Genomic DNA, 26,175 nt, shown 5'->3' with positions numbered 1-26,175 from the left:
GGCTGGATTTGGGTTAGAGATTGCTCACCTGAACCGTGACTTCAGGCTGAAGCAGGGCCAGCTGCTCCACGACCTGAATCAGCTCGATCTGCTCAGTTGGTGTGGACTGCGGAATCAAGCTGTTGAGCAGCACGAGCTTGTCACCAGGATCCAGTTCCCCGTCAGTGGTCCAGCACAGGGCTTGGCAGTAAAGGCTGTCGAATGTCATCTCACTTCTTTGTCAGGGTCTTCTGACAATGGAGTGAATAGGCGTATCGCGGGCAGGTCTTCGGAATTGCTTCTTTTTTTTGTGTTGTTTCATGCGTCTGCCCTGTAACGTCATCGGGTTCACGTTTGAGCACTGGCACTTTCCGAGCTTTCGGAACCGGCTCAAGCGATCGATCAAGTCCAACGGTTCCACGGTCCATGACCATCTACATCGGCAATCTTTCGTTCCAGGCGGAGCAAGAGCATCTCGTTGATCTCTTCACTGAGTACGGCGAGGTCAAGAACTGCAGCCTTCCCTTGGATCGTGAGACAGGTCGCAAACGCGGTTTCGCCTTCGTCGAGATGGCCAACGATGCCGATGAACAGAAAGCCATCGACGACCTCCAGGACGTGGAGTGGATGGGCCGCATGATTCGCGTGAGTAAAGCCACCCCCCGGGAGCGTTCCGGCGGCCCCCGTGGTGGCGGTGGCGGCGGTGGTTACCGCGGCTGAGGCTTAAGCCTCGGCTTCCAACAGGTCCAACTCCATTTCACGTTGGCTCAGTTGATGCAGCAGTTCTGCGCTGCCGTCGACTGGGCCTGGTTGATTGTCATGGTGATTCTGGAACTGCGGCAACACAGCCCGCAGACCACGGCGTTTTTGCTGTGCCAGGTAACGGTGAAAGCGGTTGAACGACCTTGATCGGCTCATGGCACCTCCTTCGGTTGTAATTCCGTTGTAGTGCGTCTTCAGAGGGAGAAAACCCTGTTGGAACGAACCCTCAGCAAAGCTTCAGCAAGCCGCTCTCCGTTGATGCGGCTGCTGCGCCACCTTGCCCCGCAGCGTCGTTTGGTGCTCGCTGCGGTGAGCTGCTCTCTGCTCAACAAGCTGTTCGATTTAGCGCCACCAGCCTTGATCGGCCTTGCCCTGGATGTGGTGCTGCGTGGTGAGCAATCCCTGCTGGCGGGCTTTGGTCTGAGGACGGCGGGCCAGCAGCTGTGGGTGTTGGCCTTGCTCACCTTTGTGATCTGGGCGGCGGAGTCGCTGTTCGAGTACCTCTACGACGTGCTCTGGCGCAACCTGGCGCAGACCACACAACACAGCCTGCGGCTCGAGGCCTACGACCATCTGCAGAAGCTGGAGCTGGCCTTTTTCGAGCAAGACAGCACTGGTCGTCTGATGTCGGTGCTCAATGACGACATCAATCAGCTCGAACGGTTTCTGGATCGTGGTGCCAATCAGATTCTGCAGTTGATCACCACCGTTCTGGTGGTGGGCATTGGCATGGCAATGGTGGCGCCGGAGGTGGCCCTGTTCGCCTATCTGCCGATCCCGGTGATTCTCTGGGGATCACTTCATTTCCAGCGCCAGCTGGCGCCGCGGTACCGGGAGGTGCGGTCAAGGGCTGGTGATCTCGCTTCCCGGCTTGCCAACAACTTGGGGGGGATGCTCACGATCAAGAGCTTCACTGCGGAAGCTCTCGAACTGGAACGCCTGCGCGCTGAAAGCCTGGCCTACCGCCAGAGCAATGCCCGTGCGATCCGTCTCTCGGCAGCCTTCATCCCCTTGATTCGCTTCGCGATCCTGTTCGCCTTCCTGGCGATTCTGTTGATCGGTGGCTTCAAGGCCTTGGTCGGTGAACTGCCAGTCGCCACCTACAGCGTTCTGGTGTTCATCACTCAGCGGCTTTTGTGGCCGCTGACCGCCATTGGCCGAACCCTGGATGAGTACCAGCGCTCGATGGCATCCACGCAGCGGGTGCTTGATCTGATCGATACGCCGGTGATGATTCAGGGAGGGATGGTTCCTGTGGATCCACAGCGGCTGCGGGGTGAGATTCGCTTTGAAGCGGTTGATTTCGCCTATGCGGGGCGTGCCGCGCTGTTGCAAGACTTTGATCTGACAGTGCCAGCAGGCTCGACCCTGGGCATCGTCGGGGCCACGGGTTCTGGCAAGAGCACGGTGGTGAAACTGTTGTTGCGTCTGTATGAGCGCGATGGCGGACGCATCTGCCTGGATGGTGTCCCCATCGACACCCTGCAGCTTCAGGACCTGCGCCGCTGCATCGCCCTGGTCAGTCAAGACGTCTACCTCTTCCATGGCACCGTTGCCGAGAACATCGCCTATGGGGTTGCGGATCCTGACCCGGTGGCGATTGAGCAGGCCGCTCGCTTGGCGGAAGCCGCCGGATTCATCGATGCCTTGCCCCAGGGGTACGACACCCTGGTTGGCGAACGGGGTCAGCGTCTATCCGGCGGGCAGCGCCAGCGCATTGCTCTGGCCCGCGCCATCCTCAAGGACGCTCCGGTGCTGGTGCTCGATGAAGCCACCGCAGCGGTGGACAATGACACCGAAGCGGCTATTCAGCGGTCGTTGGCTCAGATCACCCAACACCGCACAACTGTGGTGATCGCCCACCGCTTGAGCACAGTCCGCCATGCCGACTGGATTGTGGTGATGGAACAAGGCCGGATTGTGGAGCAGGGTTGCCACGACAACTTGGTGGCCCACGGCGGGATCTACACCAATCTCTGGCAGGTGCAGGCCGGAGAAGGGGTTATCGCTTCCTGAAGCAAGCGTTGTTGGCGGCCGGCGCGGTGACCATGCTGGGTCCGCAAGCCGGCGGTGCAGCCATGGCCATGCAGGCCTCGATCAGCCATGTCATGCATCACCCCCTCGGTGTGTTTTCTCTGTTGGTGGCCATCAGTGCGGCGGTGCCGCCGTTGATCCGGCGGCTCGGTCTGCCTGATCTGGTGGGATTGCTGGCGGCCGGCGTGGTCGTGGGTCCCCACGCCTTGAACTGGGTCGACAGCACCAGCGAAACGGTTCGGCTGCTTTCGGATCTCGGGGCGGTGTATTTGCTGTTCACGATGGGTCTGGAAATTGACCTGGAGGAGTTCAACCGGGTCAAGCGCCGATCGTTCATCTATGGCTTGCTGATCCTGTTGATCGGTGTGGGAACGGGTGTGTCGATCGGCCTCTTGGCTGGTTTTGCCTCGGTGTCGTGCCTCTTGCTCGGCGCCTTGATGGCCACCCACACCCCGCTTGGTTATCCGATCGTGCGCAGTTACGGCGCCCAGAAGGATGAGTCGGTGGTGGTGAGTGTGGGCAGCACGATCTTCACCGACATCGTGGCCCTGCTGCTGCTGGCGGTGGGTCTTGGTCTGGGTCAGGGAAGCCTCAGCGGCATGGGCCTCAGCCTGTTGCTGCTCAAAATTGGCGTCTTTGCCCTCGTTGTGGTGCTGGGCATCCGCTGGCTGGGTCGCCGCCTGGTGCTGCGTGGCATCAGCGATGAAAACAGGATGGTGCTCGCCGTTTTAGTGGCCTTGTTTCTGGCTTCACTGGGGGCCGAGCTGGCTGGCGTTGAGAAGATTGTCGGCGCCTTCTTGGCCGGCCTGGCGGTGAATTCCGTTTTGCCCGAAGGCCGGGTGAAGGAACAGGTGATCTTCGTGGGTGGGGTGCTGTTCATCCCGATCTTCTTTATTGATCTGGGATTGCTGTTGGATCTGGGCAGCCTGGGGCAGAGCCTGAGCAACTTTCAGTTCACCGCACTGATGCTGGTGGGCGCGATTGGCGGCAAAGGGCTGGCGTCGTGGCTCAGCGGACGGCTGTTTGGCTACCGCCGAGCCCAGATTTTGATGATGTGGTCGCTCACGATGCCCAAGGTGGCGGCGACGCTGGCCACCGCCTTCATCGGCTATCAGGCGGGTCTGCTCAATCAGACCGTGCTTAACAGCGTGCTGGCGGTGATGGTCGTAACGGCCACCCTGGGGCCGATCCTGACCGAGCAGTCGGTGACCCGGCTCAAGGATCCCAGTCCCGATGTGGTGCCGGTCAGCTTCGGTGAGGAGGCTGCGGTTCTCGATGGCGTCAACGAGGTTGTCCAGCGCCCCCTGCGAATTGTTGTGCCAGTGGCCAATCCCAGCACCGAGAAGGGGCTGTTGAGCATGGCGGCTCGCCTGGTGCAGGGGTCGTCTGGGGCTGAAGGTCTGCTGCTTCCCCTGGCGATGGTGAATCCCAGCCTCGAGGAGATGCGCGGCGGCTTGAACCGGGCGGTTGCAGCGGCGCGCGGGCGGCTCAGCACGGCTGAGACCATCGGCGCTCAGTTGGCCGTTCCCACCCGCAGTCTGCTGCGGCTGGATGAGGACATCGCTGGTGGCATGAGCCGCACGGCGCTTGAACAGGCCGCTGACTTGTTGTTGATCGGTGCTGCTCGTACGGATCAGCTCCGGGCCTGGCTGATGGGCGACATTGTTGATGGGGTCTGCCGCACAGCGCACTGTCCGGTGGTGGTGGTGAACTTTGGCCGCGAGACCGACAGCGCCCTGGGCCGGATCCTTGTCCCGATCAAAGACCTTTCCGCTAGCGCTCGCGAGCAATTCGAACTGGCGCTGCGGGTGATCAATTCAGCCCCGGAGGAACAGCGCATCCGGATCACCCTGCTACATGTGCACGACCCACGCTTCAGCGGGCAGGACCGTCAGTGGATGGAGCAGCAGCTGATCCGCTGGCGACCGCCGGGGATTCCGGCGGAGCGGTTCCACATCGTGATTGTGCGGGGACCCGGAATCGATGGGGCCATTCATCGCCTCAGCCGCGAACACGACCTGGTGATCCTGCGCACCCAGCGCAGGCGGGTGGCCGGTCTGCCGATTCCCGGCAGTGATCGCACCAGCAAATTGATCCGCCAGCTTCCCTGCGCTTCGATGGTGATCAGTGATCCCCTGGTTTAAGGGCGAGGACTTCGCCCCTCTACCGGAGAAGGGATGAGCACGCCAAGATGCGGAATAGCGTGTATTCCATGGCACAAGATCCCTCTGCCAAGCCGTCTTCTGAGGCCACCAGGTGGCCGGTTGTTTGTGCTGTGGTGGTGGGTCTCAGCGGTGGCTTGATGCTGTCGGTGCCGCTGAGCCGATTGATCAATACAGAACCATCCAGCACGGCAGACCAACCCTTGGCGGCAGCTCAGCCCGCGCCGCTGGCCAACCCATTCGCCGGCTGGACTGGCTTCGGGGCCAGGGAGGTGGTGGTGCTGGGCCGTGATCGCTCCGGTAGCAACACCGATGTGATCTTTACGGTGCGGGTGAATGGCACCACCACAACGATCACCCAAATTCCACGCGACAGCTACATCGATGCCGAGGGCTTCGGGGGCATGAAGCTCAATGCCCTCATGGCCTACGGCGGTGTGGAGGCGGTGGAGCGGGAGTTGTCTCGACTGATGAATCGACCGATCCGTCATCACATCGTGGTGCGTCTGGATGCGATCGAAACCCTGGCCAATCTGGTGGGGGGGATCGAGGTTGATGTGCCCAAACGGCTGTATTACGTCGATCGCAGTCAGAACCTGGTGATCGACCTTCAGCCGGGGCCTCAGCTGTTGAAGGGGAAGGATCTTGAGGGTTTTCTGCGCTGGCGTAACGACGGCCGCGGCGATTTCGGCCGGCTGGAACGGCAGCAGTTGGCCCTCAAAGGCCTATTCGTGCAGATGAAACAACCGCAGAATTTGATTCGCCTGCCGGCCTTGATTTCCGCTGCAGGTCAGGCCTTGGAGACGGACCTCGGGCCGATGGAATTGGGTGGCTTAATCACCGCGATGGGCACCACTGATCTCAATGCCTCCAGATTGAATGCAGTGCCTTTTAATGCCGATGGCATCAGCTACCTGGATACGGAGTGGCCGGCCAAGGCGAGCAGTGGTGCGGATGCGAGTGAGGCCAGCAGCCAGCGCTTCCGCTTCTTGTTCTGACGGCTGGTGGTTCATTGCAACTAAAAAAAAGACTCCTGCTTATGCAGGAGTCTTTTGGTGGAGTCACCCCCATTCCGTTGATCGGGATGCTGTGAGTCAGATGAATTTCTTTACCTGCGTGACTCCTGGACCGAAGTTGTTTGACACAACTCAGATCAGCAGAGTTAGTGAGTGCACCACCCGGCCGCACAGGTCGCCAACTTTGCTCCAGCGGTCTTCGTTGACGCTGGTGGCCAGGGTGTAAAGGCGGCCGCGGTCTACTACCACAGTCGCCAGCTCGTGCCGGTCGCGATCTTCTAGGTGCACGGCATATTCAAGGTCGTAGAAGGTGTGGCCATTCACCTCGCGCTCCTGCGCTTCCACCAGCTCAGCGGTGCGGCCGCTGCCGGCGGTGGCGATCACCTCACGGCGCAGCCGCTCTCCCACTGCAACGGCGCTGCCCAGTTCATTCAGCTCGTTGTCTTCGCTCACCTTGTTGATCATCAGGCTCACGGTTTCATCGCTGTGGATCAAGTCGTGAAACACCACCCGCGGTCCGTTGCTCACCTGAACCTCGGTCCAACCGGTGGGATAGAGGAAGGCGAAACGGCCATCCGGGCTCTGGTACGACTGCAGCCCGGCTGTTGGTCCCGCGGCGCAAGCCCCCAGCACCAGTGCCAGGACGCTGCAAACGATCACGCGACTCAAAGACTGAAGGAGCTGCATCAACGGGGCAATTAATCCACGCTCCATTCTGCCGCTGCGGCCTGAGGGCCGTGACAGTTGTTCCGGCAGATGATCTCCGCAACTCCTACATTCCTCGCATTGGCGGTAGACCACTGAGCGGCTTCACCAGACCGTTGGCCCGACTGATTGATCAGTTCGAGCGTCTGCCAGGCATCGGTCCGCGCACGGCCCAGCGGCTTGCTCTGTATCTGCTGAATCAGCCTGAGGAGCAGATCCATCAGTTCGCGGATGCTCTGTTGGCGGCTCGCACTCAGGTGGGCCAGTGCCAGACCTGCTTTCACCTCTCCGCGGAGCCGGAGTGTGAGATCTGCCGCAACCCGGAGCGCCGCAATGGGGTGATCTGCGTGGTGGCGGATTCCCGGGATCTTCTGGCCCTGGAGCGCACCCGCGAATTTCAAGGGCGCTATCACGTGCTCGGTGGATTGATTTCGCCGATGGATGGCATTGGTCCGGAGCTTCTTCACGTAACTGCATTGGTGCAGCGGATCAGCAAAGAAGAGATCACCGAGGTGATCCTGGCCCTCACCCCCAGCGTTGAGGGGGATACCACCAGCTTGTACTTGGCACGGTTGTTGAAGCCCTTCTGTCCGGTGAGCCGGATCGCCTACGGCCTGCCGATGGGGAGTGAACTCGAATACGCCGACGAGGTCACCCTGAGCCGAGCTCTTGAGGGGCGCCGGCCGGTTGATTGATCACGGTGCCCTGATTCGCTGTTTCTTGAGCAGAATCAATACAGGCCATCCGCCGGTATGAGCAAGTTCAGCGCCATTCCCCCTGCGGAACGATTGCCCGAATGGCTGCATCGGCCGATTGGTAATGCCTCGGAATTGGAGCGGGTGCAGGGGCTGGTGAAGCAAAACCGCCTGCACACCATCTGTGAGGAAGGGCGCTGCCCCAACCGTGGCGAGTGCTACGCCGCAGGGACGGCAACCTTTTTGCTGGGCGGTTCGATCTGCACGCGTAGCTGTGCCTTCTGCCAGGTGGACAAGGGGCAGGCACCGATGCCGGTGGATGTTGCAGAAGCTGAACGGGTGGCTGATGCGGTGGAGGCGATGCAGCTCCGTTATGTGGTGCTCACGGCCGTGGCCCGCGACGATCTCGCCGATCACGGCGCCAGCCTGTTCACTAGCACCATGGCGGCGATCCGGGCTCGAAATCCGCTCATCGCTCTTGAGGTGCTCACCCCCGATTTCTGGGGGGGCGTGGCTGATCAGGCCCTGGCAGTGACGGCCCAGCGTGAGCGGCTGGCCACGGTGCTATCAGCTCAACCGGTGTGCTTCAACCACAACCTGGAAACGGTGCAGCGGTTGCAAGGGGAAGTGCGCCGGGGGGCTACTTATGTGCGGTCGCTTGGGCTCTTGGCGTCCGCCCGTGAACTGGCGCCTGAAATCCCAACGAAGAGCGGCTTGATGCTCGGTTTGGGAGAGACCCGTGATGAGGTGATCGCCACCCTCAACGATCTCCGCGCTGTGGATTGCCAGCGGCTCACCCTGGGGCAGTACCTGCGTCCTTCGCTGCAGCACATGCCGGTGGCCCGCTACTGGACGCCACAGGAGTTCGATGAGCTTGCGGCGGTGGCCCGTGAACTTGGCTTTGCCCAGGTGCGCAGCGGCCCCTTAGTGCGCAGCAGCTATCACGCTGCTGACTGACGCCATCCCCGCAAACTGCGTTCAAGAACGCTGGAGATCTCTCCGCTCATCAGGGCGCCTGCTCCGCCCCAGACCAGCCGGAGGGGAAGATCCCACAGCGCTGCTTCCACCTCGCGCATCGTGGCGAAACCGCGTTGGTGGAAATAGCGGACCAGCCGTCGGTGCTGACGCTCGTCGTCGCGGATGGCCAGTAACCGGGCTTTTGCACAAGGCGTGGCCTCCTGGGCCCAAGCCATGGTGGCGGCCCAGATCAGATCACCAACGCCCGGAGGCGCCTTCGGCATCACCCGCATCGTGTCGAGTTGCAGGCCGGTGGCGGCGGGGTAGGCCCACCCCTTCATTTCCCCCAACAGCAGCAGGCTGCCGCTGGCAGCTTGCTGAGCCACCACAAGCCGCAGGCTCCACAGCCCCAGGGGGCGGCCCACCTGTAATCGCAGCAGCAGGTCCCGCTCGCGGGCCTCGGCTTCCAGGTGTTCAAGCATCGATAGGGAGGTGGCCGTGCTCATGGTTCTGCGGTCATGTTGCCGCGGGCATGGTGACGACCGAGCGCACCGCTTCAAGCCGCAAAGGTCCGTAGAGGTGGGGGAACAGTTCGCCGCTGGGGATGGCATCGGCGCGCAGGGGGGCGGCGACGGCTGCGGGATCAAGCTCCAACAGCAACACGCCGCGAGCATCCGCATAAAAACGGTCAAAGGTGGCGTTCACCTGCTCCTGCCAGGAGCAGTGGATGAAGCCCACCTGCTCCAACGTCAGCCCTCGGGTGGAGATGCGGTAGCTGCCGCTGGCCTGCGCGGCCTGCCAGTCGCCCTTGAGGGCCAGGTGGAACAGGGGTTGATCGAGGGGCACCGCCACGGCATCGGCGGGGAAGTGGTGTTGTTGTCCACCGGGACTCCAGGGATCGGCCCGTTGCATCAGCCGCTCGAAGCGGGGATCCTCCAGGAAGCGATTGAGCCAGCTGCGCAAGGCCCCAAGCGAGTTGTCGTTGTCGAATCCCTCGGGATCGGCGATGCGCCACTGCCGCACAAAGGGCCAAATGGCCGCATCCGCCAGCGATAAGCGCTCGCCAAGCAGCCAGCCCTGGTCGGCGATCTTCTGGTTCCACCTGCTAAGGATCTTCAGTCCTGCGGCGCGCTGCTCGTCCCGGCTGGTGTTTGGATAGCGATCGGTGTATTTGAACCGGTCCAGGTGGTGCTTGAACGGTCCGTCGTTCTGCTCGATCAGCGCTGAGGCATCGCTGGAGCACCGCAGTCCCCGTGGATCCGCCTGATCCAGGGCCCAGTCCATCACCGCACGGCTTTCTTCGATCACCTCGCCGTCTGGCAATACCAGCACCGGAACGGTGCCCTTGGGGGAAGCCTCCAACATCTCAGCCGGTTTCGCCTTCAGCGCGATCTCGCGCCACTGCACCAGAAGACCGGCCTCCAGGAGCGCCCAGCGGGCGCGCATGGCGTAGGGGCAGCGGCGGAAGCTGTAGAGGATCGGCAGCACGGCATCGGGGTCGTCCTTGCAAGGATTGTCTGATGCGGTCTGAATCCCTCAAGTCCGCTGTTGATCGATCTGCCGTTGCCGCATCGCAAATCGTTCCCGGTCGGCATCAGTGAACCGCCCCACGCAGTGCACACATTGCACTCCTTTGATGTAGCTCGGCAGAGCGCGTTGTTCGGGTGACACCGGCAGGCCGCAGGCATGGCAAAGGCTGTGTTGTCCGGGTTCAAGGCGGTGGTTCAGAGCCACACGCTGATCGAACACGAAGCACTCCCCTTGCCAGCGGCTCTCGGCTTCCGGCACCTGCTCTAGGTACTTGAGGATGCCGCCGCGCAGATGGTGCACCTCTCCAAAACCCCGTTGTTGCAGATAACTGCTGGCCTTCTCGCAGCGGATGCCGCCAGTGCAGAACATGGCGATGCGCTGGCTGCCGTTTTGTTCCATCAGCGGCCGCAGCGTTTCTTCCGCCCATTGCGGAAATTCACGGAAGCTCTCGGTGCCGGGATCGATGGCGCCGTCAAACGTGCCGATCGATGTTTCGTAGCTGTTGCGGGTGTCGATCACCAGCGTGCCGGGATCATCCACCAGCGCATTCCAGTGTTCAGGTTCCACGTAGGTGCCCACGCTGGCGCGGGGGTCAACGCTGTTAACGCCGATGGTCACGATCTCTTTCTTGCGCCTGGCTTTGAAACGGCGAAACACCGGCTTGTCGGCCCAGCTGCGCTTTACCTCGAGCCGCGCGAAGTGGTCGCTGCCGAGTGCCAGGGAGGAGCGCAAGTGATCCAGCACTGCGTTAACGCCTACCTTTGGACCACTGATCGTGCCGTTGACTCCTTCTAGGGCGACCAACACTGAGCCGAGCACACCTCCTTCGCGAGCAAGCGTCGGCAAGCTGGCCAGCAACGTCTCCCGTCGCTCGTCATCCAGGGTTGTGAAGGCATAAAAAGCAGCCACCAGGAGTCTGCTGTCTTTCGCCAGCACAGGCTCTTGGCGGATCGGGTCCACGGTGCTCCAGGTTCAACGTCCCTCCAGCCTGCATCAGGACGGTGGGTTCTCCTTCAGTGCTTCCTGCTGATCCGCACAGAGGCAGGCCGCAGTGGACACGCCAGGGCATGAAAGGGCTTGTGCCCCTCTTCAAAAATGAGGCTTCCCATGGGTTGAGCGTTTGCGCTGTCGATTTTCATGGCTGAGCCTCTGACCTATCCGGTGTAGCTCAACATGGATGACACGAACAATGAGTCTTTCTTGCAGTGTTTTGGTCAGGCCAGGTAGCAAGTGGCTCACCCTGCCTGGTTCACCCGAAGGATCCTTTGGCCTGAACAGTGTTCTGGGTCAGAGACGGATCGTGGTTGCACTCCTGGCTTTGGTGACGGCGTATTTGATTTTGACGCTGGCTCGTCAGGTTCGTTCCTAGTTACTTCTGCCGATTCCACTGTGATGGTGCTTTTCGATACGGCCGCTTGAGTGACTTCAATGCCATCACGGAAAGGTGCTCCGCTTCTATCTATGGCACTCGCTTTAATCGCTGTTGTCTTCACAGCAACAGCCATCGGAACTGTGTTTCACGACAAGTACTGATTGGTTTTGGTGATGGAACTTGTCTTTGTAGCGCTGATCATCACAGCAACCCTGATCAAGGAGCTGTCCTCCAGATCAAATGCCCCTGGCTTCGTGAAGGGGAAGCAGCGTTAGCCCAACACTCAATAACGGCGATGGTGGTGACGCTCGCGGTCGTCTTTTACGGCCTCAAGAATGACGGAAAGAACAAAGAGGCCAAATAGTGATGGAAGGACGATGGGGTCAATCACGGCTCCTCGTTGAAGGTCTACCTCTGGTTTAACCCTGCTCCAGCTCAGGCTGTGTGCCAGTAGAGGGATTGTTACATGGGTTACTGGGGGGATGCGCTCTATCCCTCAGTCGGTGGAGGCAAGCGGACCCGGTAATCACTCAGTTGAGGGAGGTGGTTTCACTTCTCTGCCCTTAGAAAGCCTCTAGACGAGATCGATGCATGGTTTTTGTATTGGTAGCAATCTGCATTGGCATCTATGTCAATGCATTTCGGATCATTCATACCGACGACGCATGAATTTTCATCCTTCACTGCAACATAAAAATCAATTGGCTGAACTCTGGGAAAGGTCTTGGGGATCGATGCAGGGCCATGTCACCGCACCCCAGGAGATCCATCGCAAGGTGCTGCGGATGGTGTCACCGCTGACGGAGCAGGATGCCAAATTAATGCTGAAGCAGATTGGTCAACGCTCGTTGTGAATTGTGTTGATGGCTCACTTCATGGGGATCATGTTGGGGAGACCTTCAACGCTGGCAAAGGTCACCATCGCTTCTGCTGGTTCTGGGCCCTTGTTGGTCACGTAGTGAGGTTCATCCGGGTGGCCCTCCAGGAAGCCATTGCCAGGCCGGACCACGCTTACAACCTCTTTGCCGTCGACAAGGCGCACGTTGGTCATCGCGCCCTTCGTTACCACAACGACCACGGGTGAGGGATGGGTGTGGAGTGGAATGGTTGCTCCAACGGGAAGGCTGACCCGAACAACCCTCATTTCCGGCGTGCCCTGCGGATAGGCGACGATCCGTTCTCCTGGTGTTCGACTCGCCCTGAACAACTCCTGAATCTCTGGCTGAGGTGCCGCCTGCACGCTGCTGGCCAGAAGCAAGATGCCGGCGGTCAAGCCAAAACGTTTGAACTGCATTGTCTTTTGATGATGCACTTTCTTCACCTTCTTACCCGATTTGGTGGCTATCAGGCCAGATTTTCGTGGTTTGAAGATAGTGAATATTCAGTACCTATGGTCAACTACCAGGTATTTGTCCTGCGGTTTTTTCATCTTCAAAGTAGGTGACTATGAGAGGTTTTCCTTTTTGGTTTGGTGATGCGTTTGCCCACGCAATAGGTGCTTTGGGCTGGGACGACAAGAAAACTGTTTCTCCTCCAATCGGTCTAAAGCCCTATACAGGTTTTCGCGACAAGCGAGAGCATGGTTGTTGAGCCGTGTGGCTCATGTCTCTCTGGTCTTGATCATCCTGGATTGATGGAGCCGAGGCCAAAAGAGTCGCCTCATATGTGTGAGGTGATCCCTTCTCTTTCTATTCTCGGGTTAAGTACCTATTGATTTTGTCGCCTAGAGGAGTAGACCGAAATTAGAAGCAAGGAAAGCGATGATCACGATCTGCTCCGGTTTTTTCGATATCTGCATCCCTCTCGGTTTGGTCGATAAAACGCAATCCAAACAGGATTCAGAGCCTCGACAGGCAATCCACTCGCAACACGATCTGTACTGGGAAGAGCGTTGCGATGCGTCACCAACTTCACCCGGATGCAAAATTTATGATGCCTAAAAACAAGACGCATTCTGTGGACCATTCAACGGCCCTCTAAAGAACCTTCTTGTGGAAGAGTGATCTCGACCAATTCATCGCTGAGGCCTTTCAATGGAAAGGATGGACGATGCCATTGGTCAGGCTTTTCATCCATAAGGTTTTCAAAAATCTGTTTGGCTAACGAACACTCACTGGAGTTGGGCCTAACGATTGCGGAGGTTTGTTCTGCAAGGGGGGATCGAAGTGGGGTGCGTTCTGATTAGCGGGGAGCACAGTTGGCAGGAGCAGCCGCCTCTTCCTGCCAGTTGGCGGTTACTCCGGCATCGGCGAGCAGCTGGCGATCGGCCTCCACATCCGGGTTTCCAGTGGTGAGCAGAACATCGCCGTAGAAGATTGAGTCGGCACCTGCCTGGAGGCAGAGAATCTGGGCTTCCCGGCTCATCGATTCACGGCCGGCACTCAACCGCACCCGGGCGTAGGGCATCAGGATCCTGGCGGTCGCCACCATCCGCACCAGTTCTAAGGGTTCAAAAGGGGCTTGCTCTTCCAAAGGGGTGCCTTCAACGGCTACCAATCCGTTAACCGGCACGCTTTCAGGATGGGGGTTCATGCTGGCGAGCACCTGCAGCATCGAGGCTCGGTCCCGCAGGGTTTCGCCCATGCCGATGATGCCGCCACAGCAGAGGGTGACACCGGCGTTGCGGACGCGTTGCAGTGTTTCCAGACGCTCTTGATATGTGCGTGTGGAGATGATTTGGTCGTAGTGCTCTGGGCTGGTGTCGAGGTTGTGGTTGTAGGCCGTCAGCCCGGCTTCCGCCAATCGTTCCGCCTGTTGATCGGTGAGCATCCCTGCTGTCACGCAGGCCTCCATCCCCATGCCGCGCACCCCGCGCACCATCTCAATCATGGCGTCGAAGGGCGCACCGTCGCGAATTTCCCGCCAGGCCCAGCCCATGCAGAAGCGATCGGCACCGGCCTCCTTGGCGGCTCGGGCGCGCTGCAGCACCGGTTCCACCTGCATTTGGGCCTCAAAGGCCGACACATCACTGCTGTTGTGGATCGACTGGGAGCAGTAAGCGCAATCCTCTTCGCAGCCTCCTGTTTTCACACTCAGCAGCGAGGCCAGCTGCACCCGATAGCCAGGGTTGGCCTCACGATGAACGGTTTGAGCCTGCCAAAGCAGCTCCATCAAGGGGAGTTCCAGCAGGGTCTGGATCTCCGCGGTGGTCCAGTTGTGGCGGATGCTGAGCGTCATGGGCTGATCGGATCGAGTCCGCCGAAGCGGCGGTTGCGGCGTTGGAAATCGAGTAGGGCCTCTTTCAACGCATCGGCATTGAAGTCGGGCCAGAGCACGTCGGTGACGTGGATTTCGGCGTAGGCCAGCTGCCAGAGCAGAAAATTGCTGATGCGGTGTTCCCCGCTGGTGCGGATCAACAGATCGGGATCCTGCTCGCCAGCGGTGAACAATTCAGCGGCGATGCTGTTCTCATCGATGCTGTCCGGATCGAGCTCCCCCGCTGCAGCGCGTCGGGCGAGGCGCTGGGCTGCCAGCACCAGTTCCCGTCGCCCGCCGTAATTCGTGCACACGTTGAAATGAATGCCGTTGTTGGAGGCTGTACGGGTCGTGGCGTCAGCGATCAACTGCTGCAGTTTCTGGGGCAAGGCTTCCAGATCTCCGAGAAAGCGAATCCGCACCTGTTCGGCTTCCAGTGCCTGAAGTTCGGCCTGCAACACCCGTTCGAACAGGGTCATCAGGAAATTCACCTCCTCTCCCGGACGCGACCAGTTCTCCGTGGAGAAGGCGTAGGCCGTCAAGGCTGGGATGCCCCAGTCGCTGCAGAGCCGCAGGCTGGTTTTCAGTGCCTCCACGCCGGCACGGTGCCCCATCACCCTGGGTAACCCGCGCGATTTCGCCCAACGTCCGTTGCCATCCATGATCACGGCCACGTGCTGTGGGAGCCGGCCTGGGTCGAGGTCCGCAGGCAGAAGCGAACGATCGGCCGTGTCAGTGCTGGTGGCCGGAGGGCGGCTCAAGACAGCGATTCCGACGGAGAGCTTCCCACCGTACGTCGTGCCGGCGGCATCGATTCGGCGGTGCTGAACAGCTCCTGCAGCAGTTCCTGAAGGCGCGAGCTTGTGATCGGGCGTTCCAGCTTGCCCTGGTTGGCCAGGGACAGTGTTCCTGTTTCCTCGGACACCACGATGCAGATGCAGCGATCGAAGCGTTCAGTAATGCCAAGCGCCGCCAGATGCCGAGTGCCGAAACGACTCACGCTGTGCCTCGAGAGCGGAAGAATCACTCCGGCCGATTCGATCCGATTGCCACGTACCAGAACGGCACCATCGTGGAGCGGTGTGTCGGCAGCAAACAGATTCAGCATCAATTCGCGACTCAGCACTGCGCCGATAGCAACACCGGGATTGAGAAAATCCTCAGGCCTGAGGTCGCTCCCCAGGTCTACAACAATCAAGGCCCCACGGCGGAGCTGAGACAGCCGGCCCGCGGCGTCGGTGATTTGGCTCACGGTGCCAGCGGAGGCCCGGAACTCCTTCTGGGGATTCCCCAGCAACACGGCCAGCCGACCAGTTCCCAGCAGCTCCATCAAGCGCCGCAGCTCCCCCTGCCAAAGAATGGCTAGCGATAGCGAGCAGGCCATGACCAGCCCGTCCACCAGTTTTGTGGTGAGAGGCAGGTTGGCGAAGCGCTGGACAAACCAGGCCATGGCCACGAGGAACAACCAGCCACGGAGCAACCAGAGGGTGCGTTGCTCGTTAACGCGCGAGAACAGAAGAAAGCCGATGGAAGATGCAAAGAGAACGTCGAGCACCAGGCGCGGATCCACCACCGCCAACACGTTCACTCCGACCTACGCACCACTGACCTCAACGTAACGCGTTGAATCGTTCTGGCAAAACGTCGTAGCGCAGCAAGTCATCCGGCTGCTCTCGCTTCTGCACCAGCTCCGCGGATCCGTCGTGCACCAAGACGGCAGCAGGCCTGGGGATCCGGTTGTAGTTCGAGCTCATTGAGGCGTTGTAGGCACCGGTCGCGAACACGGCGACGATGTCTCCGCTTTGGGTGCTGGGCAGGGGAAGGTCCTTCAGCAGCACATCGCCGGATTCACAGTGCTTGCCCACCAGATTCACGCTTTCGTCAGCCTGGGCAAGAGGGCGGTCAGCCAGGTAACAGGTGTAAAGCGATTGGTAGGTGATCGGGCGGGGGTTGTCGCTCATTCCACCGTCGATGGCTACGTAGGTGCGGACGTTGGGGATCGTTTTGCGCGAGCCCACCGTGTACAACGTCACACCGGCTGTCGCCACCAGCGAACGGCCCGGTTCGCACATCAATCGTGGCAGCTCGAGGCCACGCTCACGGCATGCCGTTGTGACGGCTTCGGCTACAACCTGGATCCACTGCTCAATGCTCGGCGGATCATCAGATTCCACGTAGCGGATTCCAAGCCCGCCACCAACGTTGAGGTCGTTGACGGGATGGCCCAGGTCGCGGGCCAACTTCAGTTTGTCGGCCATCACTGCGGCCAGATCACGGTGGGGTTCGAGTTCAAAAATTTGAGATCCGATGTGGGCGTGCAGACCGGTGAGCTGGGCCCAGGGTTGTCCCACAAGACTGCGCAGTACAGGCTCCACCTGATCGGGATCGAAGCCGAACTTGCTGTCCAGGTGACCCGTGCGGATGTATTCGTGCGTATGGCACTCAATACCTGGGGTGAAGCGCAGCATCAGGCGCGCCGGTTTTGCTCCAGTAGGTACCAGTTCGGCCAAGCGGTCTAGATCGTGTTGGTTGTCCACAACGATCGTGACCTTGTTGGCATAAGCGAGCAGCAGCTCCTCATCGGATTTGTTGTTTCCGTGCAGCACCATGCGCTCCCCTGGCATCCCTCCGCGCAGCGCCGTTAGCAATTCACCGGCGGAAACGGCATCCAGGCCTAATCCCTCAGAGGCCGCAAGGCTGCTCATCACCAGGGAGCTGTTGGCTTTTGAGGCGTAGATCGGAAGGGATGGGCCTGTGTAGTGCTTGGCCAGAGCCTCGCGGTAGGCCCTGCAGGTGGCGCGAACGGTCGCCTCATCCAGCACATATAAAGGTGTGCCGTAGCGCCCCGCCAGATCGCTGAGACGGCAGCCCCCCACCACCAGTCGGTCTGCGGCGTCGAGTTCTGTGGTGATTGGTGCCAAGTTGCGATTGGGGCTCTCCGCATCCCTGTTCGCCTCGAAGGGCCGTTGACTGGTGATGGTTTGGGTCACGGAGTGGCGGCGTCGAACGGCAATCTAGGAATCGACCCTGCGGTGGGTGGATCGACCCCGCAGATCCTGCGTCTTGACCCCTCATGGCAGCACGCTTGTTTGGCTCTGGATCAGACCGCTCTCGACGGTCTTTGGACAGCTGACCAATGGCGGCGTGAACTGGACGATCCCAGGCGCCTCTGCATCGGTCTTGTCGAATCCGGAACACTGTTAGGCGTTGCCTGCGGCTGGTTGGTGGCCGATGAACTCCACATCACTGTAGTTGCAGTGGATCCGGCAAGGCGCCGCAGCGGCCATGGAGGTCTTTTATTGCGAGCACTGTTGCAACGGGCACGTCGGGTCGGTGCAGTGCACGCCACCCTCGAGGTGGCCAGCGACAACGTTGCCGCTCTGGCGCTCTATGCCCGGAATGGTTTTCGCACCGCAGGCACCCGTTCCGGGTACTACTCCGATGGACGCGATGCCCTCATTAAGTGGTGTCGCATCCCACCACCGACATCTCCAACGTCGGATTGATGTTGTTCGGTTTCCCGTCCCTGGGAAACAAAAATAACCAGTGAATCTTGTGGGATTCATTGTTATTTTTTGCGTGCTTCAGGCCAGTCTCAGACTGGAAAGTGACCGTACAGACCGAACACTCGCAGCGGTCCCTCAACCCTGATAGCTTGGTGACATCACTGCATTGGCCCAGCGATGTTCGAACGTTTTACCGAGAAGGCCATCAAAGTGATCATGCTGGCCCAAGAAGAGGCTCGCAGGCTTGGTCACAACTTTGTTGGAACCGAACAAATACTTCTCGGTCTCATTGGCGAAGGAACGGGCGTGGCTGCCAAGGTCCTCAAGTCCATGGGCGTCAACCTCAAGGATGCCCGGGTGGAAGTGGAGAAAATTATCGGGCGTGGGTCTGGTTTCGTTGCCGTTGAGATTCCGTTCACTCCCCGCGCCAAGCGTGTTCTTGAGCTGTCACTTGAAGAGGCTCGTCAGCTTGGCCACAACTACATCGGTACTGAGCACCTGCTGCTCGGTCTCATCCGAGAGGGTGAAGGTGTAGCGGCCAGGGTTCTGGAAAACCTCGGTGTCGACCTGGCCAAGGTGCGAACCCAAGTAATTCGCATGCTGGGTGAAACGGCCGAAGTATCTGCCGGTGGTGGCGGCGGCGGAAAGGGCTCCACCAAGACTCCCACCCTCGATGAGTTCGGTAACAACCTCACGCAGCTCGCGACAGAAGCGAAACTCGATCCAGTTGTGGGCCGTCACAACGAAATCGATCGCGTCATCCAAATCCTTGGGCGCCGCACCAAGAACAATCCAGTTCTGATCGGTGAGCCCGGCGTTGGTAAGACGGCCATCGCTGAAGGTCTGGCCCAGCGCATTCAGCAGGGAGATATTCCCGACATCCTCGAAGACAAGCGCGTCCTGACCCTTGATATCGGCTTGTTGGTTGCCGGTACCAAGTACCGGGGTGAGTTTGAGGAGCGTCTCAAAAAGATCATGGAGGAGATCAAGTCGGCCGGAAACGTCATCCTCGTGATCGACGAAGTTCACACCTTGATCGGTGCCGGTGCTGCTGAAGGTGCCATCGACGCTGCAAACATTCTCAAGCCGGCGCTTGCTCGTGGTGAGTTGCAGTGCATTGGCGCCACCACCCTCGACGAGTACCGCAAGCACATCGAACGGGATGCTGCGTTGGAACGGCGTTTTCAGCCGGTCAATGTCGGCGAGCCGTCCATTGATGACACCATCGAAATCCTTCGCGGTCTTCGAGAGCGTTACGAGCAGCACCACCGCCTCAAAATCACCGATGAAGCGCTTGTCGCTGCGGCAACCCTTGGCGATCGCTACATCTCTGATCGCTTCCTGCCCGACAAGGCCATCGACCTGATCGATGAAGCTGGCTCCAGGGTCCGCCTGCTCAATTCGAAGTTGCCTCCTGCTGCAAAGGAGGTTGATAAGGAACTGCGTTCCGTCCAGAAGGACAAAGAGGATGCTGTCCGCGATCAGGACTTCACCAAGGCGGGTGAGTTGCGTGAGAAAGAAGTAGAGCTGCGCGAGCAGATTCGTTCCCTGCTGCAAGCCAACAAGGACGAGGTCAAAGCCGACACTTCTTCAGAGACCGGTGAAACCAAGGCGACCGAGTCGGTTGCTCCAGACAGTTCCCCCATGGTGAATGAGGAGGACATCGCTCAGATCGTTGCCTCCTGGACCGGTGTCCCGGTGCAGAAGCTGACTGAGAGCGAGTCGGTCAAGCTGCTCAACATGGAGGAAACCCTCCACAAACGCCTAATCGGTCAGGACGAAGCGGTGAAAGCGGTGTCCAAGGCCATCCGCCGGGCCCGGGTTGGTTTGAAGAACCCCAACCGACCAATTGCAAGTTTCATCTTCTCCGGTCCCACGGGTGTCGGTAAAACCGAGCTCACCAAAGCTCTAGCTACCTATTTCTTCGGCAGCGAAGAGGCCATGATCCGCCTCGACATGTCGGAATTCATGGAGCGCCACACGGTCAGCAAACTGATCGGCTCGCCTCCTGGCTACGTGGGCTTCAACGAAGGCGGACAGCTCACCGAGGCGGTGCGTCGCCGGCCTTACACCGTGGTGCTCTTTGACGAAATCGAAAAAGCCCACCCCGATGTGTTCAACCTGCTGCTGCAACTCCTTGAAGATGGTCGCCTGACCGATTCCAAGGGACGCACGGTCGACTTCAAGAACACCCTGATCATCATGACCTCGAACATTGGTTCGAAGGTGATCGAGAAGGGTGGTGGCGGCCTTGGCTTCGAGTTCTCCGGTGAAAGCGCTGAAGATTCGCAGTACACCCGGATTCGCTCCTTGGTGAATGAGGAGCTCAAGCAGTACTTCCGTCCTGAATTTCTCAACCGTCTCGACGAGATCATCGTCTTCCGTCAGCTCAACCGCGAGGAGGTCAAGCAGATCGCCGAGATCATGCTCAAGGAAGTCTTTGGTCGCATGGGCGAGAAAGGCATCACCCTCACCGTGTCCGATGCGTTCAAGGAACGCCTTGTGGAGGAGGGATACAACCCTGCCTATGGCGCACGTCCGCTGCGTCGTGCCGTCATGCGTCTTCTCGAAGACTCCCTCGCAGAAGAGGTGCTGTCCGGTCGGATCAAGGACGGCGACCATGCCGAGGTTGATGTCGACGAGAACAAGAAGGTGGTTGTGCGTCACAAAGGTCAGGTGGAAGCGGCACCGCAACTGGCAGGTGCAAGCCTCTGATGGTTCGATCCATCTCGTCCCACTCCATTGCCCCCGCCAGCGTGTTGCGGGGGGATGGAGCATGGGATGAGGCCCTGCCTCAGATCAAAGCGCTGTGTTCGCGTCCGCTTGTGCTGGGACGCAGTGTCTCAACCGCGAGGCAGCGTCAGCGCTTCGTCGCCGATTTGCAGGCCCAGGGATTCAAGCCTCTTCAAGCTCAGCTTCAGTTCGACTGCTGTGAGCAGGACCTCCAGAGAGTGTCTTCTGAAGCCGACGGCTGTGACGCCGTTCTGGCAGCCGGGGGCGGAAAGGTTCTGGATGCCGGCAAGCTGCTGGCCCATCGTCTTTCTCTTCCCTGCATCACCGTTCCGCTGAGCGCCTCTACTTGCGCGGGCTGGACGGCTCTGGCCAACATCTATTCCCCTCAAGGTGCCTTCGAAGGGGATGTGGCGCTGGATCGCTGCCCTGATCTTCTTGTCTTTGATCACGGCTTGGTGCGCCAAGCTCCGCCTCGCACTCTGGCCAGTGGTGTCGCTGATGCCCTGGCCAAGTGGTACGAAGCCTCCGTGAGCAGCGGCGACAGCAGCGATGGACTGGTGCAGCAGGCCGTGCAGATGGCACGGGTTCTCCGCGATCAACTGCTGATAGACAGCCTCACGGCGCTGGAGGATCCAGACAGCGCGGCGTGGGTGCGCACCGCCGAAGCCTGTGCCCTGACCGCCGGGGTGATGGGAGGACTGGGCGGTGCCCGTTGCCGCACGGTCGCGGCCCATGCCGTTCACAACGGCCTCACCCAGCTGGAGGCCTGTCACCACGTTCTCCATGGGGAGAAGGTGGGATTCGGAATCCTGGTGCAGTTGCGACTTGAAGAACGTCTTGGTGGCAACCGGCTTGCCGGGCAGGCCCATCGACAACTTCTTCCGTTGCTGCGCCAGCTGGCTCTGCCTGTCAGCCTTGATGATCTGGGTCTGGCGCAGGCCAGCCTCAGTCAATTGCAGGAGGTGTGTCACTTCGCCTGTCGGGAGGGTTCCGATCTGCATCATTTGCCCTTCGCTGTGACGCCCGGTGCTTTGCTGGAGGCCCTTGTGGGTGCCGCTGAACTCAGCCCCATCAGCCTTTGAAGACGCTTCTGGATCAATTGCGGCCGGGTCTGCTTGACCCGCAGGCCGAGACCCTCGCCGCTGATGTGCAGTGGTGGAACTTGCCTGGCCTGGGTCTGGATGATCCCTTCCCTGTGGCGGTGCTCGGCCAAGGCTCTCCTTTGCTGCTGCTGCATGGGTTCGACAGCAGTTTTCTGGAATACAGGCGCCTGGCTCCCCTCCTGGCAGATCGCTTTCAGCTGTTCATCCCGGACCTGTTCGGTTTTGGCTTTTCGCCACGTCCCTTGGGCCTGACCTACGGGCCGGACGCTGTTTTGCGCCATCTCGATGCCCTGCTTGAGCGGCTTCCCGCTGAGGTTCCTGTTGGGGTGATCGGTGCCTCGATGGGTGGCTCCGTGGCCGTGGAGTTGGCCCGGCGTCACCCCGAGCGGGTGGGCCCTCTTGTGCTGCTCGCTCCAGCCGGTTTGACGGGGCGTCCCATGCCTTTGCCGCCCCTGCTGGATCGTTTTGGTGCCTGGTTTCTGGGTCGTCCCGGTGTGCGTCGGGGCTTGTGCCGTCAGGCTTTTGCGGATCCTGATACGGATGTTGGAGCGCCGGAAGAACAGATCGCTTCGTTGCACCTGCAGTGCCCCGGTTGGGCCGAAGCATTGGCGGCATTTGCCCGCAGTGGTGGTTTCGCCGGATGTGGAGAGCCCATGCCATCTCAGTCACTGCATGTGATCTGGGGTGCGGATGATCGCATTCTTCGCGCCCCGCAAAAACAGGCGCTTCAGGTATTACTGGATCAGCCGGTAGAGACGTTCGCCTGCTGCGGGCACCTCCCTCACATCGATCAGCCCCAGAGGGTGGCTGAGCGTTGTCATTCACTGTTGGCCTGTGGCTGATCCCCTTCTCAATGTGCTCGCCGGGGCTTTGCGCCTCTGGATTCGCAGCCGCTGCGACAGCCTCGGAAGCCTCGACCTGAAGCTGAACGGTTCCAGCTGGGCTCTGCTGCGTGGACGTCTGGATGGCGTGTCGCTCCATGCGCGGGACGTTTGCTTTCAGGGGCTACCGCTGCAGAGCGTGGAGTTGTGCAGTGGTCCGATTGCGGTGGACATGAAGCTGCTGAGTCGAGGTCAGATGCTGGCGTTGCAGCAGCCTTTTCAGGTGGAGGGAGAGGTCAGCTTCAACGGCCGTCAGCTCAATAGCGCCGTGCTTTCCGAACCCTGGCGCTGGCTCGGTGATTGGATGGCCGAGCAGCTGATGGGTCTCAGCCCCTTGGGCGGTTTGAGCATCGAAGCGGATCTGTTCGAGTTGCAGGCGGTAGTCGCTGCCCATCAAGACCCCGCCCGCCGTCGCTTCCGACTCAACGCGGAGCAAGGCACCTTGTGCTTCCGGCCGGAGACAGACGATGAACCCTGCATCCTGCTTCCAATGGATCCCGCGATCCGGATCGAGCATGCCCAGCTGGTGGGTGGCCAGTTGGTTCTTAAAGGCCATTCCACCGTCACGCCTTAGTGCTGGTCTGTTGTTGAACCGGTGCTATTTCGCTAGCAGCGGTTGGCACAGGGCGATCGCGTAATACACCACCGCCGGGGTGAACAGATAGCTGTCAATGCGGTCGAGGATCCCTCCATGGCCGGGTAAAACGTCACCGGAATCCTTGACGCCTGCATCGCGTTTCATCATTGACTCCGTCAGGTCTCCCACCAATGCGAACAGGGCGATCAGAGCTCCCAGCAGAAGGCCTGGCAGACCATGCAGGGCCCACCCCATCAGCTGACCGCAGATCAGGCCCATCAACATTGCCGAGAGGAAGCCGCCAATGGCCCCTTCGATGGTTTTTCCCGGAGAGATCGGAGAGAGTGGCCGTTGGCCGTAACGCCGACCGACGGCCCAGGAGCCGATGTCGGTGGCCACGATCATGAGACAAGCCGAAAGGGTGATCGCCAGCCCGTCCTCCAGACCACGCAGACTCAGCCAGTGGCTGGGCAGAAAGCCGAGGTAAAACAAACCGAAGATTGAGGCTGCGATATCGGCTATTGACCCCGTCACTGGTTGCAGGAGTAGCCAGCCGCAGATGGCTGCTCCCGCCAGGGGCAGCACCGCGGAGGCCACGGCTTCCGGCAGTCCTCCCTGCATCGACCATTGGGTGGTGAACAACAGCAGTTGACAGGCCACAAGGGTTGTTTTGGTGGCTGGGCGGATCCCCTTGAACTGGGCCATCCGGAAGAACTCCAGTAGGCCGAGGTGAACCATTCCCCCCAGCGCAGCGGTGAACCACCATCCCCCTAGGCTCACCACCAGCAGGCCAAAACCGCCGACACCAAGGCCACTGATTAGTCGCTTTCGCAGCACAGCACGCGCTGCTGGCGCTTGGCTCTGATCGAAGACAACCTCACGGATCACACTGATTGGAGGCTTCCTTGATTCAGGCTATCAATCGCTCACAGTTGGCTTCGTCTGGCTTGCCTAAAGCCGCTTCAGGGCAATGACTTGAGGATCTCGAGTTTCACAGGCACTTGACCCGCCTGCATCATCTTGAGTTGTGATGCAGCGCCATGGGCAAGATCGATCACCCGGTGGTATTTGAACGGCCCACGGTCATTGATTCGCACCACAACGCTGCGGCCATTGCTCAAATTGGTGACGCGCACCCGGGTTCCGAAGGGCAGTGTCCGATGGGCAGCCGTCAGTGTGCCCTTGCGAAAGCGCTCACCATTCGCTGTTGTTCGGCCGTAGAACCCTGGTCCGTACCAGCTCGCTGCTCCCTGAACCACCTGGATGAGCTTGCTCGGCACCGCAGTCTTTTCGGCCAGGGGCCTCGGGGGAGGGAGCGGCAAAGGGCCGACCGGGACGATCGCCTTGATCCCCTTGATCTCTTTGATGTCCTGACTCTTCTGGATGTCTTCCACAACGAATTCTTCGCCGTTGGGGCTGGCCCCAACGGAAGGACAGGTCAGCAGCGCCAGCGCCAGCCAGGTCAGAGGTTTCATCTACCAGCGCCGGATGCATGGATTGAAGCGGCTGTGAGCCTGGATTTCACCCCCTGCTGACTACAGAAAGATCGCCGGGAATCTGATCACCCCAGAACAGCTGCTGGCGTTCGATCCAGGCGTGCCTGGCTCGATCCAGGCGCTCGCCGGGAATCAGCAATGGGATGCCGGGGGGGTAAGGACACAGCAATTCAGCCGCCACGCATCCGCCCGCTTCTTTTAATGACACGCGTTGATGCTCTGCATGCCAGGCCTTGGAAGGGGAATGCGCAGTTGTGGTCACCAGTGGAAGCGGCGGCGCTTCGAACGGCGGCAGTGGATCGCGATCGGGAAAGGTTCGCAGGAGGTCCTGCCAGTGGTGTCTGATCCGGCGCCCAAGCCCCTGGTGTCGGGCCAGCCCCAGGCAGAGGGTCAGCGTTGCCGGTTCCGGCAGTTCACCCACGAGCCCTTTGGGCAGGAACCAGGCGTCGGCATCCAGGCCGGTGATCCCCGCCTGGCCCGTATGCAGGATCAGGCGGAGCGGGTCCTGGTTGTTGAGTAGAGGTACTCCGCTTTTGAGCAAGACATCGGCGAGCTCTTCAGCTTCCTGAAGACGCTGCAGCAGTTGTCGGCGCCCCTTGCGCCGCTGCCAGTGTTGAAGGGCCTCTTCGCAGGAGGCCAGCAGCAGTGCACTAGGGCTTGTCGTTTGCAGAAGGCCCAGACTGCGTTCCACGCGCGCGGGATCGAGACGATCCCCCTGCAGCCAGAGCACCGCCGTTTGCGCTAGGGCTGCAGCTGATTTCTGCAGGGAGTGCACCACAAGGTCAGCGCCGCAGTGCACGGCGCTGGGGGGCAGGGGATGGTTCACCCCTGCGGCGAAATGACAGCCGTGGGCTTCATCCACCAGCACGCAACAGCCCCGCTGCTGCAGACGTTTGATCACCTCCGTGGGGTCGTTGGCATAGCCCTGGTAGGTGGGATGCACCAGAACTGCGGCGCGGATGGGTGCTCCATCGGACGGCAGTGCCTCTAGTACCCGTTCGATCCAGTCGGAATCCACCGGTGCAGGCTGGCCCCGGTCGTTTTGAAAGGGAAGATCGAACAGCACCGGCTGTAGATCCCCAAGAATGCAGGCTTGAATCAGGCTGCGATGGACATTGCGAGGGAGAAGCACCCGCTCCCCTGGCCTGACCATCGCCAGAAGAGCGGCCTGAAGCAATCCCGTGGCCCCGTTCACCCCATACCAACAACGCGCCACACCCATCTGAGCCGCGGCGCAGCGTTGGCTTTCGGCGATGGCGCCATCCGGTTCCAGCGGACCGCCGAGGGCCGGTAGTTCCGGCAGGTCCCAGATACCAGCGCGCCGTCGCAGCAATTGACGCAGTCCGTCAGGCAGCGCAGCCCCCCGGCCATGGGCCGGCAGAAACAGAGGCTCATCGAGCCGACGGGTGAGCTGGGGCAGAAGCGCCATCGAATCCGCCTTATCTCCTTAAAGTCTCCCTCTGTACTCAGCT

26 protein-coding genes are annotated in these 26,175 nt (G+C 60.3%); 12 read left to right on the top strand and 14 right to left on the bottom strand.

The features are described 5' to 3' along the window. Nucleotides 1-13: 13 nt before the first annotated feature. The gene (locus FZZ88_RS10545) at nucleotides 14-208 is read right to left on the bottom strand and encodes a hypothetical protein (protein WP_166017117.1); all 195 of its coding nucleotides are present in this window, start codon (nucleotides 206-208) and stop codon (nucleotides 14-16) included. Between the two features lie 197 nt (nucleotides 209-405). Here FZZ88_RS10545 and FZZ88_RS10540 point away from each other — a divergent pair, with 197 nt between their 5' ends. Further along, entirely contained in the window at nucleotides 406-699 is a 294-nt protein-coding gene (locus FZZ88_RS10540) for an RNA-binding protein (protein ID WP_166017116.1), read from the top strand. A gap of 3 nt (nucleotides 700-702) precedes the next feature. Here the strand turns inward: FZZ88_RS10540 and FZZ88_RS10535 are convergent, their stop codons facing one another. Beyond that, the gene (locus tag FZZ88_RS10535) at nucleotides 703-897 is read right to left on the bottom strand and encodes a hypothetical protein (protein ID WP_166017115.1); all 195 of its coding nucleotides are present in this window, start codon (nucleotides 895-897) and stop codon (nucleotides 703-705) included. Between the two features lie 102 nt (nucleotides 898-999). Between FZZ88_RS10535 and FZZ88_RS10530 the strand changes: the two genes are divergently transcribed. The 3 genes from FZZ88_RS10530 (at nucleotide 1,000) to FZZ88_RS10520 (ending at nucleotide 5,935) form a co-directional block, all read left to right on the top strand. Then, complete coding sequence (locus FZZ88_RS10530) at nucleotides 1,000-2,757, top strand: ABC transporter ATP-binding protein (protein ID WP_166017114.1); 1,758 nt, start codon at nucleotides 1,000-1,002, stop codon at nucleotides 2,755-2,757. A 62-nt stretch (nucleotides 2,758-2,819) separates the two neighbouring features. After that, nucleotides 2,820-4,919, top strand: a complete 2,100-nt coding sequence (locus FZZ88_RS10525) for a cation:proton antiporter (RefSeq protein WP_166017354.1) — start codon at nucleotides 2,820-2,822, stop codon at nucleotides 4,917-4,919. Nucleotides 4,920-4,987: 68 nt separating this feature from the next. Then, on the top strand, nucleotides 4,988-5,935 hold the full coding sequence (locus FZZ88_RS10520; protein WP_166017353.1) for an LCP family protein: 948 nt from the start codon (nucleotides 4,988-4,990) through the stop codon (nucleotides 5,933-5,935). Between the two features lie 150 nt (nucleotides 5,936-6,085). Here FZZ88_RS10520 and psbP read toward each other — a convergent pair whose 3' ends face one another. Then, nucleotides 6,086-6,667 carry a photosystem II reaction center PsbP gene (psbP, locus tag FZZ88_RS10515; protein WP_206339139.1) on the bottom strand — a complete coding sequence of 194 codons (582 nt, stop codon included), beginning with the start codon at nucleotides 6,665-6,667 and terminating at the stop codon, nucleotides 6,086-6,088. A 107-nt stretch (nucleotides 6,668-6,774) separates the two neighbouring features. Between psbP and recR the strand changes: the two genes are divergently transcribed. Together recR and lipA are read left to right on the top strand one after the other, a co-directional pair. Continuing rightward, the gene (gene recR / locus FZZ88_RS10510) at nucleotides 6,775-7,353 is read left to right on the top strand and encodes a recombination mediator RecR (protein ID WP_166017351.1); all 579 of its coding nucleotides are present in this window, start codon (nucleotides 6,775-6,777) and stop codon (nucleotides 7,351-7,353) included. 57 nt (nucleotides 7,354-7,410) lie between these two features. Further along, entirely contained in the window at nucleotides 7,411-8,310 is a 900-nt protein-coding gene (lipA, locus tag FZZ88_RS10505; RefSeq protein WP_166017113.1) for a lipoyl synthase, read from the top strand. On the opposite strand, the gene FZZ88_RS10500 is transcribed toward lipA, so the two are convergent. The 3 genes from FZZ88_RS10500 to FZZ88_RS10490 are packed head-to-tail and all read right to left on the bottom strand — an operon-like array spanning nucleotide 8,295 to nucleotide 10,800. Then, nucleotides 8,295-8,792 carry a hypothetical protein gene (locus FZZ88_RS10500; RefSeq protein ID WP_166017350.1) on the bottom strand — a complete coding sequence of 166 codons (498 nt, stop codon included), beginning with the start codon at nucleotides 8,790-8,792 and terminating at the stop codon, nucleotides 8,295-8,297. The two genes, lipA and FZZ88_RS10500, sit on opposite strands and share 16 nt — an antisense overlap. A gap of 34 nt (nucleotides 8,793-8,826) precedes the next feature. Further along, nucleotides 8,827-9,798: a DUF952 domain-containing protein gene (locus FZZ88_RS10495; RefSeq protein WP_166017112.1), complete on the bottom strand. Its 972-nt coding sequence runs from the start codon at nucleotides 9,796-9,798 to the stop codon at nucleotides 8,827-8,829. A gap of 48 nt (nucleotides 9,799-9,846) precedes the next feature. Continuing rightward, nucleotides 9,847-10,800 (bottom strand): rhodanese-related sulfurtransferase, encoded by a 954-nt coding sequence (locus FZZ88_RS10490; protein WP_166017111.1) that lies wholly within the window; start codon nucleotides 10,798-10,800, stop codon nucleotides 9,847-9,849. 1,113 nt (nucleotides 10,801-11,913) lie between these two features. Here FZZ88_RS10490 and FZZ88_RS10485 point away from each other — a divergent pair. Continuing rightward, nucleotides 11,914-12,066 (top strand): hypothetical protein, encoded by a 153-nt coding sequence (locus FZZ88_RS10485; protein WP_166017110.1) that lies wholly within the window; start codon nucleotides 11,914-11,916, stop codon nucleotides 12,064-12,066. Between the two features lie 14 nt (nucleotides 12,067-12,080). On the opposite strand, the gene FZZ88_RS10480 is transcribed toward FZZ88_RS10485, so the two are convergent. The 5 genes from FZZ88_RS10480 to lysA form a co-directional block, all read right to left on the bottom strand. After that, nucleotides 12,081-12,485, bottom strand: coding sequence for a cupin domain-containing protein (locus FZZ88_RS10480; protein WP_230332875.1), 405 nt, complete (start codon nucleotides 12,483-12,485; stop codon nucleotides 12,081-12,083). 908 nt (nucleotides 12,486-13,393) lie between these two features. Beyond that, on the bottom strand, nucleotides 13,394-14,389 hold the full coding sequence (gene bioB, locus FZZ88_RS10475; RefSeq protein WP_166017108.1) for a biotin synthase BioB: 996 nt from the start codon (nucleotides 14,387-14,389) through the stop codon (nucleotides 13,394-13,396). Then, nucleotides 14,386-15,168: an isoprenyl transferase gene (locus FZZ88_RS10470; protein WP_166017107.1), complete on the bottom strand. Its 783-nt coding sequence runs from the start codon at nucleotides 15,166-15,168 to the stop codon at nucleotides 14,386-14,388. Before FZZ88_RS10470 ends, bioB begins: the two co-directional genes overlap by 4 nt. Then, nucleotides 15,165-15,995: a diadenylate cyclase CdaA gene (cdaA, locus tag FZZ88_RS10465; RefSeq protein WP_166017106.1), complete on the bottom strand. Its 831-nt coding sequence runs from the start codon at nucleotides 15,993-15,995 to the stop codon at nucleotides 15,165-15,167. The genes FZZ88_RS10470 and cdaA overlap by 4 nt, the downstream gene beginning before the upstream one ends. A 22-nt stretch (nucleotides 15,996-16,017) precedes the next feature. Beyond that, nucleotides 16,018-17,397 (bottom strand): diaminopimelate decarboxylase, encoded by a 1,380-nt coding sequence (lysA, locus tag FZZ88_RS10460; RefSeq protein ID WP_166017105.1) that lies wholly within the window; start codon nucleotides 17,395-17,397, stop codon nucleotides 16,018-16,020. Between the two features lie 3 nt (nucleotides 17,398-17,400). Between lysA and FZZ88_RS10455 the strand changes: the two genes are divergently transcribed. The 5 genes from FZZ88_RS10455 to FZZ88_RS10435 all read left to right on the top strand — a co-directional run bounded on the left by FZZ88_RS10455 (nucleotide 17,401) and on the right by FZZ88_RS10435 (nucleotide 23,204). After that, the gene (locus FZZ88_RS10455; protein ID WP_166017349.1) at nucleotides 17,401-17,913 is read left to right on the top strand and encodes a GNAT family N-acetyltransferase; all 513 of its coding nucleotides are present in this window, start codon (nucleotides 17,401-17,403) and stop codon (nucleotides 17,911-17,913) included. Nucleotides 17,914-18,090: 177 nt separating this feature from the next. Further along, nucleotides 18,091-20,628 carry an ATP-dependent Clp protease ATP-binding subunit gene (locus tag FZZ88_RS10450; protein WP_166017104.1) on the top strand — a complete coding sequence of 846 codons (2,538 nt, stop codon included), beginning with the start codon at nucleotides 18,091-18,093 and terminating at the stop codon, nucleotides 20,626-20,628. Beyond that, nucleotides 20,628-21,728 carry an iron-containing alcohol dehydrogenase family protein gene (locus FZZ88_RS10445; RefSeq protein WP_166017103.1) on the top strand — a complete coding sequence of 367 codons (1,101 nt, stop codon included), beginning with the start codon at nucleotides 20,628-20,630 and terminating at the stop codon, nucleotides 21,726-21,728. The genes FZZ88_RS10450 and FZZ88_RS10445 overlap by 1 nt, the downstream gene beginning before the upstream one ends. Further along, nucleotides 21,725-22,591: an alpha/beta fold hydrolase gene (locus FZZ88_RS10440; protein WP_166017102.1), complete on the top strand. Its 867-nt coding sequence runs from the start codon at nucleotides 21,725-21,727 to the stop codon at nucleotides 22,589-22,591. Before FZZ88_RS10445 ends, FZZ88_RS10440 begins: the two co-directional genes overlap by 4 nt. Further along, a complete protein-coding gene (locus FZZ88_RS10435; protein WP_166017101.1) occupies nucleotides 22,584-23,204 on the top strand; it encodes a DUF2993 domain-containing protein in 621 nt (206 codons plus the stop codon). The genes FZZ88_RS10440 and FZZ88_RS10435 overlap by 8 nt, the downstream gene beginning before the upstream one ends. A 24-nt stretch (nucleotides 23,205-23,228) precedes the next feature. Here the strand turns inward: FZZ88_RS10435 and FZZ88_RS10430 are convergent, their stop codons facing one another. The 3 genes from FZZ88_RS10430 to FZZ88_RS10420 form a co-directional block, all read right to left on the bottom strand. Next, complete coding sequence (locus FZZ88_RS10430) at nucleotides 23,229-24,095, bottom strand: phosphatidate cytidylyltransferase (RefSeq protein WP_166017100.1); 867 nt, start codon at nucleotides 24,093-24,095, stop codon at nucleotides 23,229-23,231. Nucleotides 24,096-24,169: 74 nt separating this feature from the next. Continuing rightward, complete coding sequence (locus FZZ88_RS10425; RefSeq protein ID WP_166017099.1) at nucleotides 24,170-24,682, bottom strand: septal ring lytic transglycosylase RlpA family protein; 513 nt, start codon at nucleotides 24,680-24,682, stop codon at nucleotides 24,170-24,172. A gap of 46 nt (nucleotides 24,683-24,728) precedes the next feature. Continuing rightward, on the bottom strand, nucleotides 24,729-26,132 hold the full coding sequence (locus FZZ88_RS10420; protein ID WP_166017098.1) for an aminotransferase class I/II-fold pyridoxal phosphate-dependent enzyme: 1,404 nt from the start codon (nucleotides 26,130-26,132) through the stop codon (nucleotides 24,729-24,731). Nucleotides 26,133-26,175: the final 43 nt, after the last annotated feature.

Origin of the sequence: Synechococcus sp. PH41509 (assembly GCF_020514285.1) — a bacterium.
Lineage (GTDB): Bacteria > Cyanobacteriota > Cyanobacteriia > PCC-6307 > Cyanobiaceae > Parasynechococcus.
Note: the sequence above shows the minus strand (reverse complement) of the source record. Positions and strands in the feature narration are given on the sequence as shown.

Coding starts and splice junctions, on each gene's coding strand:
- FZZ88_RS10545 (WP_166017117.1), bottom strand. CDS start 208: ATGACATTCGACAGCCTTTACTGCCAAGCCCTGTGCTGGACCACTGAC.
- FZZ88_RS10540 (WP_166017116.1), top strand. CDS start 406: ATGACCATCTACATCGGCAATCTTTCGTTCCAGGCGGAGCAAGAGCAT.
- FZZ88_RS10535 (WP_166017115.1), bottom strand. CDS start 897: ATGAGCCGATCAAGGTCGTTCAACCGCTTTCACCGTTACCTGGCACAG.
- FZZ88_RS10530 (WP_166017114.1), top strand. CDS start 1,000: ATGCGGCTGCTGCGCCACCTTGCCCCGCAGCGTCGTTTGGTGCTCGCT.
- FZZ88_RS10525 (WP_166017354.1), top strand. CDS start 2,820: ATGGCCATGCAGGCCTCGATCAGCCATGTCATGCATCACCCCCTCGGT.
- FZZ88_RS10520 (WP_166017353.1), top strand. CDS start 4,988: ATGGCACAAGATCCCTCTGCCAAGCCGTCTTCTGAGGCCACCAGGTGG.
- psbP (WP_206339139.1), bottom strand. CDS start 6,667: ATGGAGCGTGGATTAATTGCCCCGTTGATGCAGCTCCTTCAGTCTTTG.
- lipA (WP_166017113.1), top strand. CDS start 7,411: ATGAGCAAGTTCAGCGCCATTCCCCCTGCGGAACGATTGCCCGAATGG.
- FZZ88_RS10500 (WP_166017350.1), bottom strand. CDS start 8,792: ATGCTTGAACACCTGGAAGCCGAGGCCCGCGAGCGGGACCTGCTGCTG.
- bioB (WP_166017108.1), bottom strand. CDS start 14,389: ATGACGCTCAGCATCCGCCACAACTGGACCACCGCGGAGATCCAGACC.
- FZZ88_RS10450 (WP_166017104.1), top strand. CDS start 18,091: ATGTTCGAACGTTTTACCGAGAAGGCCATCAAAGTGATCATGCTGGCC.
- FZZ88_RS10445 (WP_166017103.1), top strand. CDS start 20,628: ATGGTTCGATCCATCTCGTCCCACTCCATTGCCCCCGCCAGCGTGTTG.
- FZZ88_RS10425 (WP_166017099.1), bottom strand. CDS start 24,682: ATGAAACCTCTGACCTGGCTGGCGCTGGCGCTGCTGACCTGTCCTTCC.
- FZZ88_RS10420 (WP_166017098.1), bottom strand. CDS start 26,132: ATGGCGCTTCTGCCCCAGCTCACCCGTCGGCTCGATGAGCCTCTGTTT.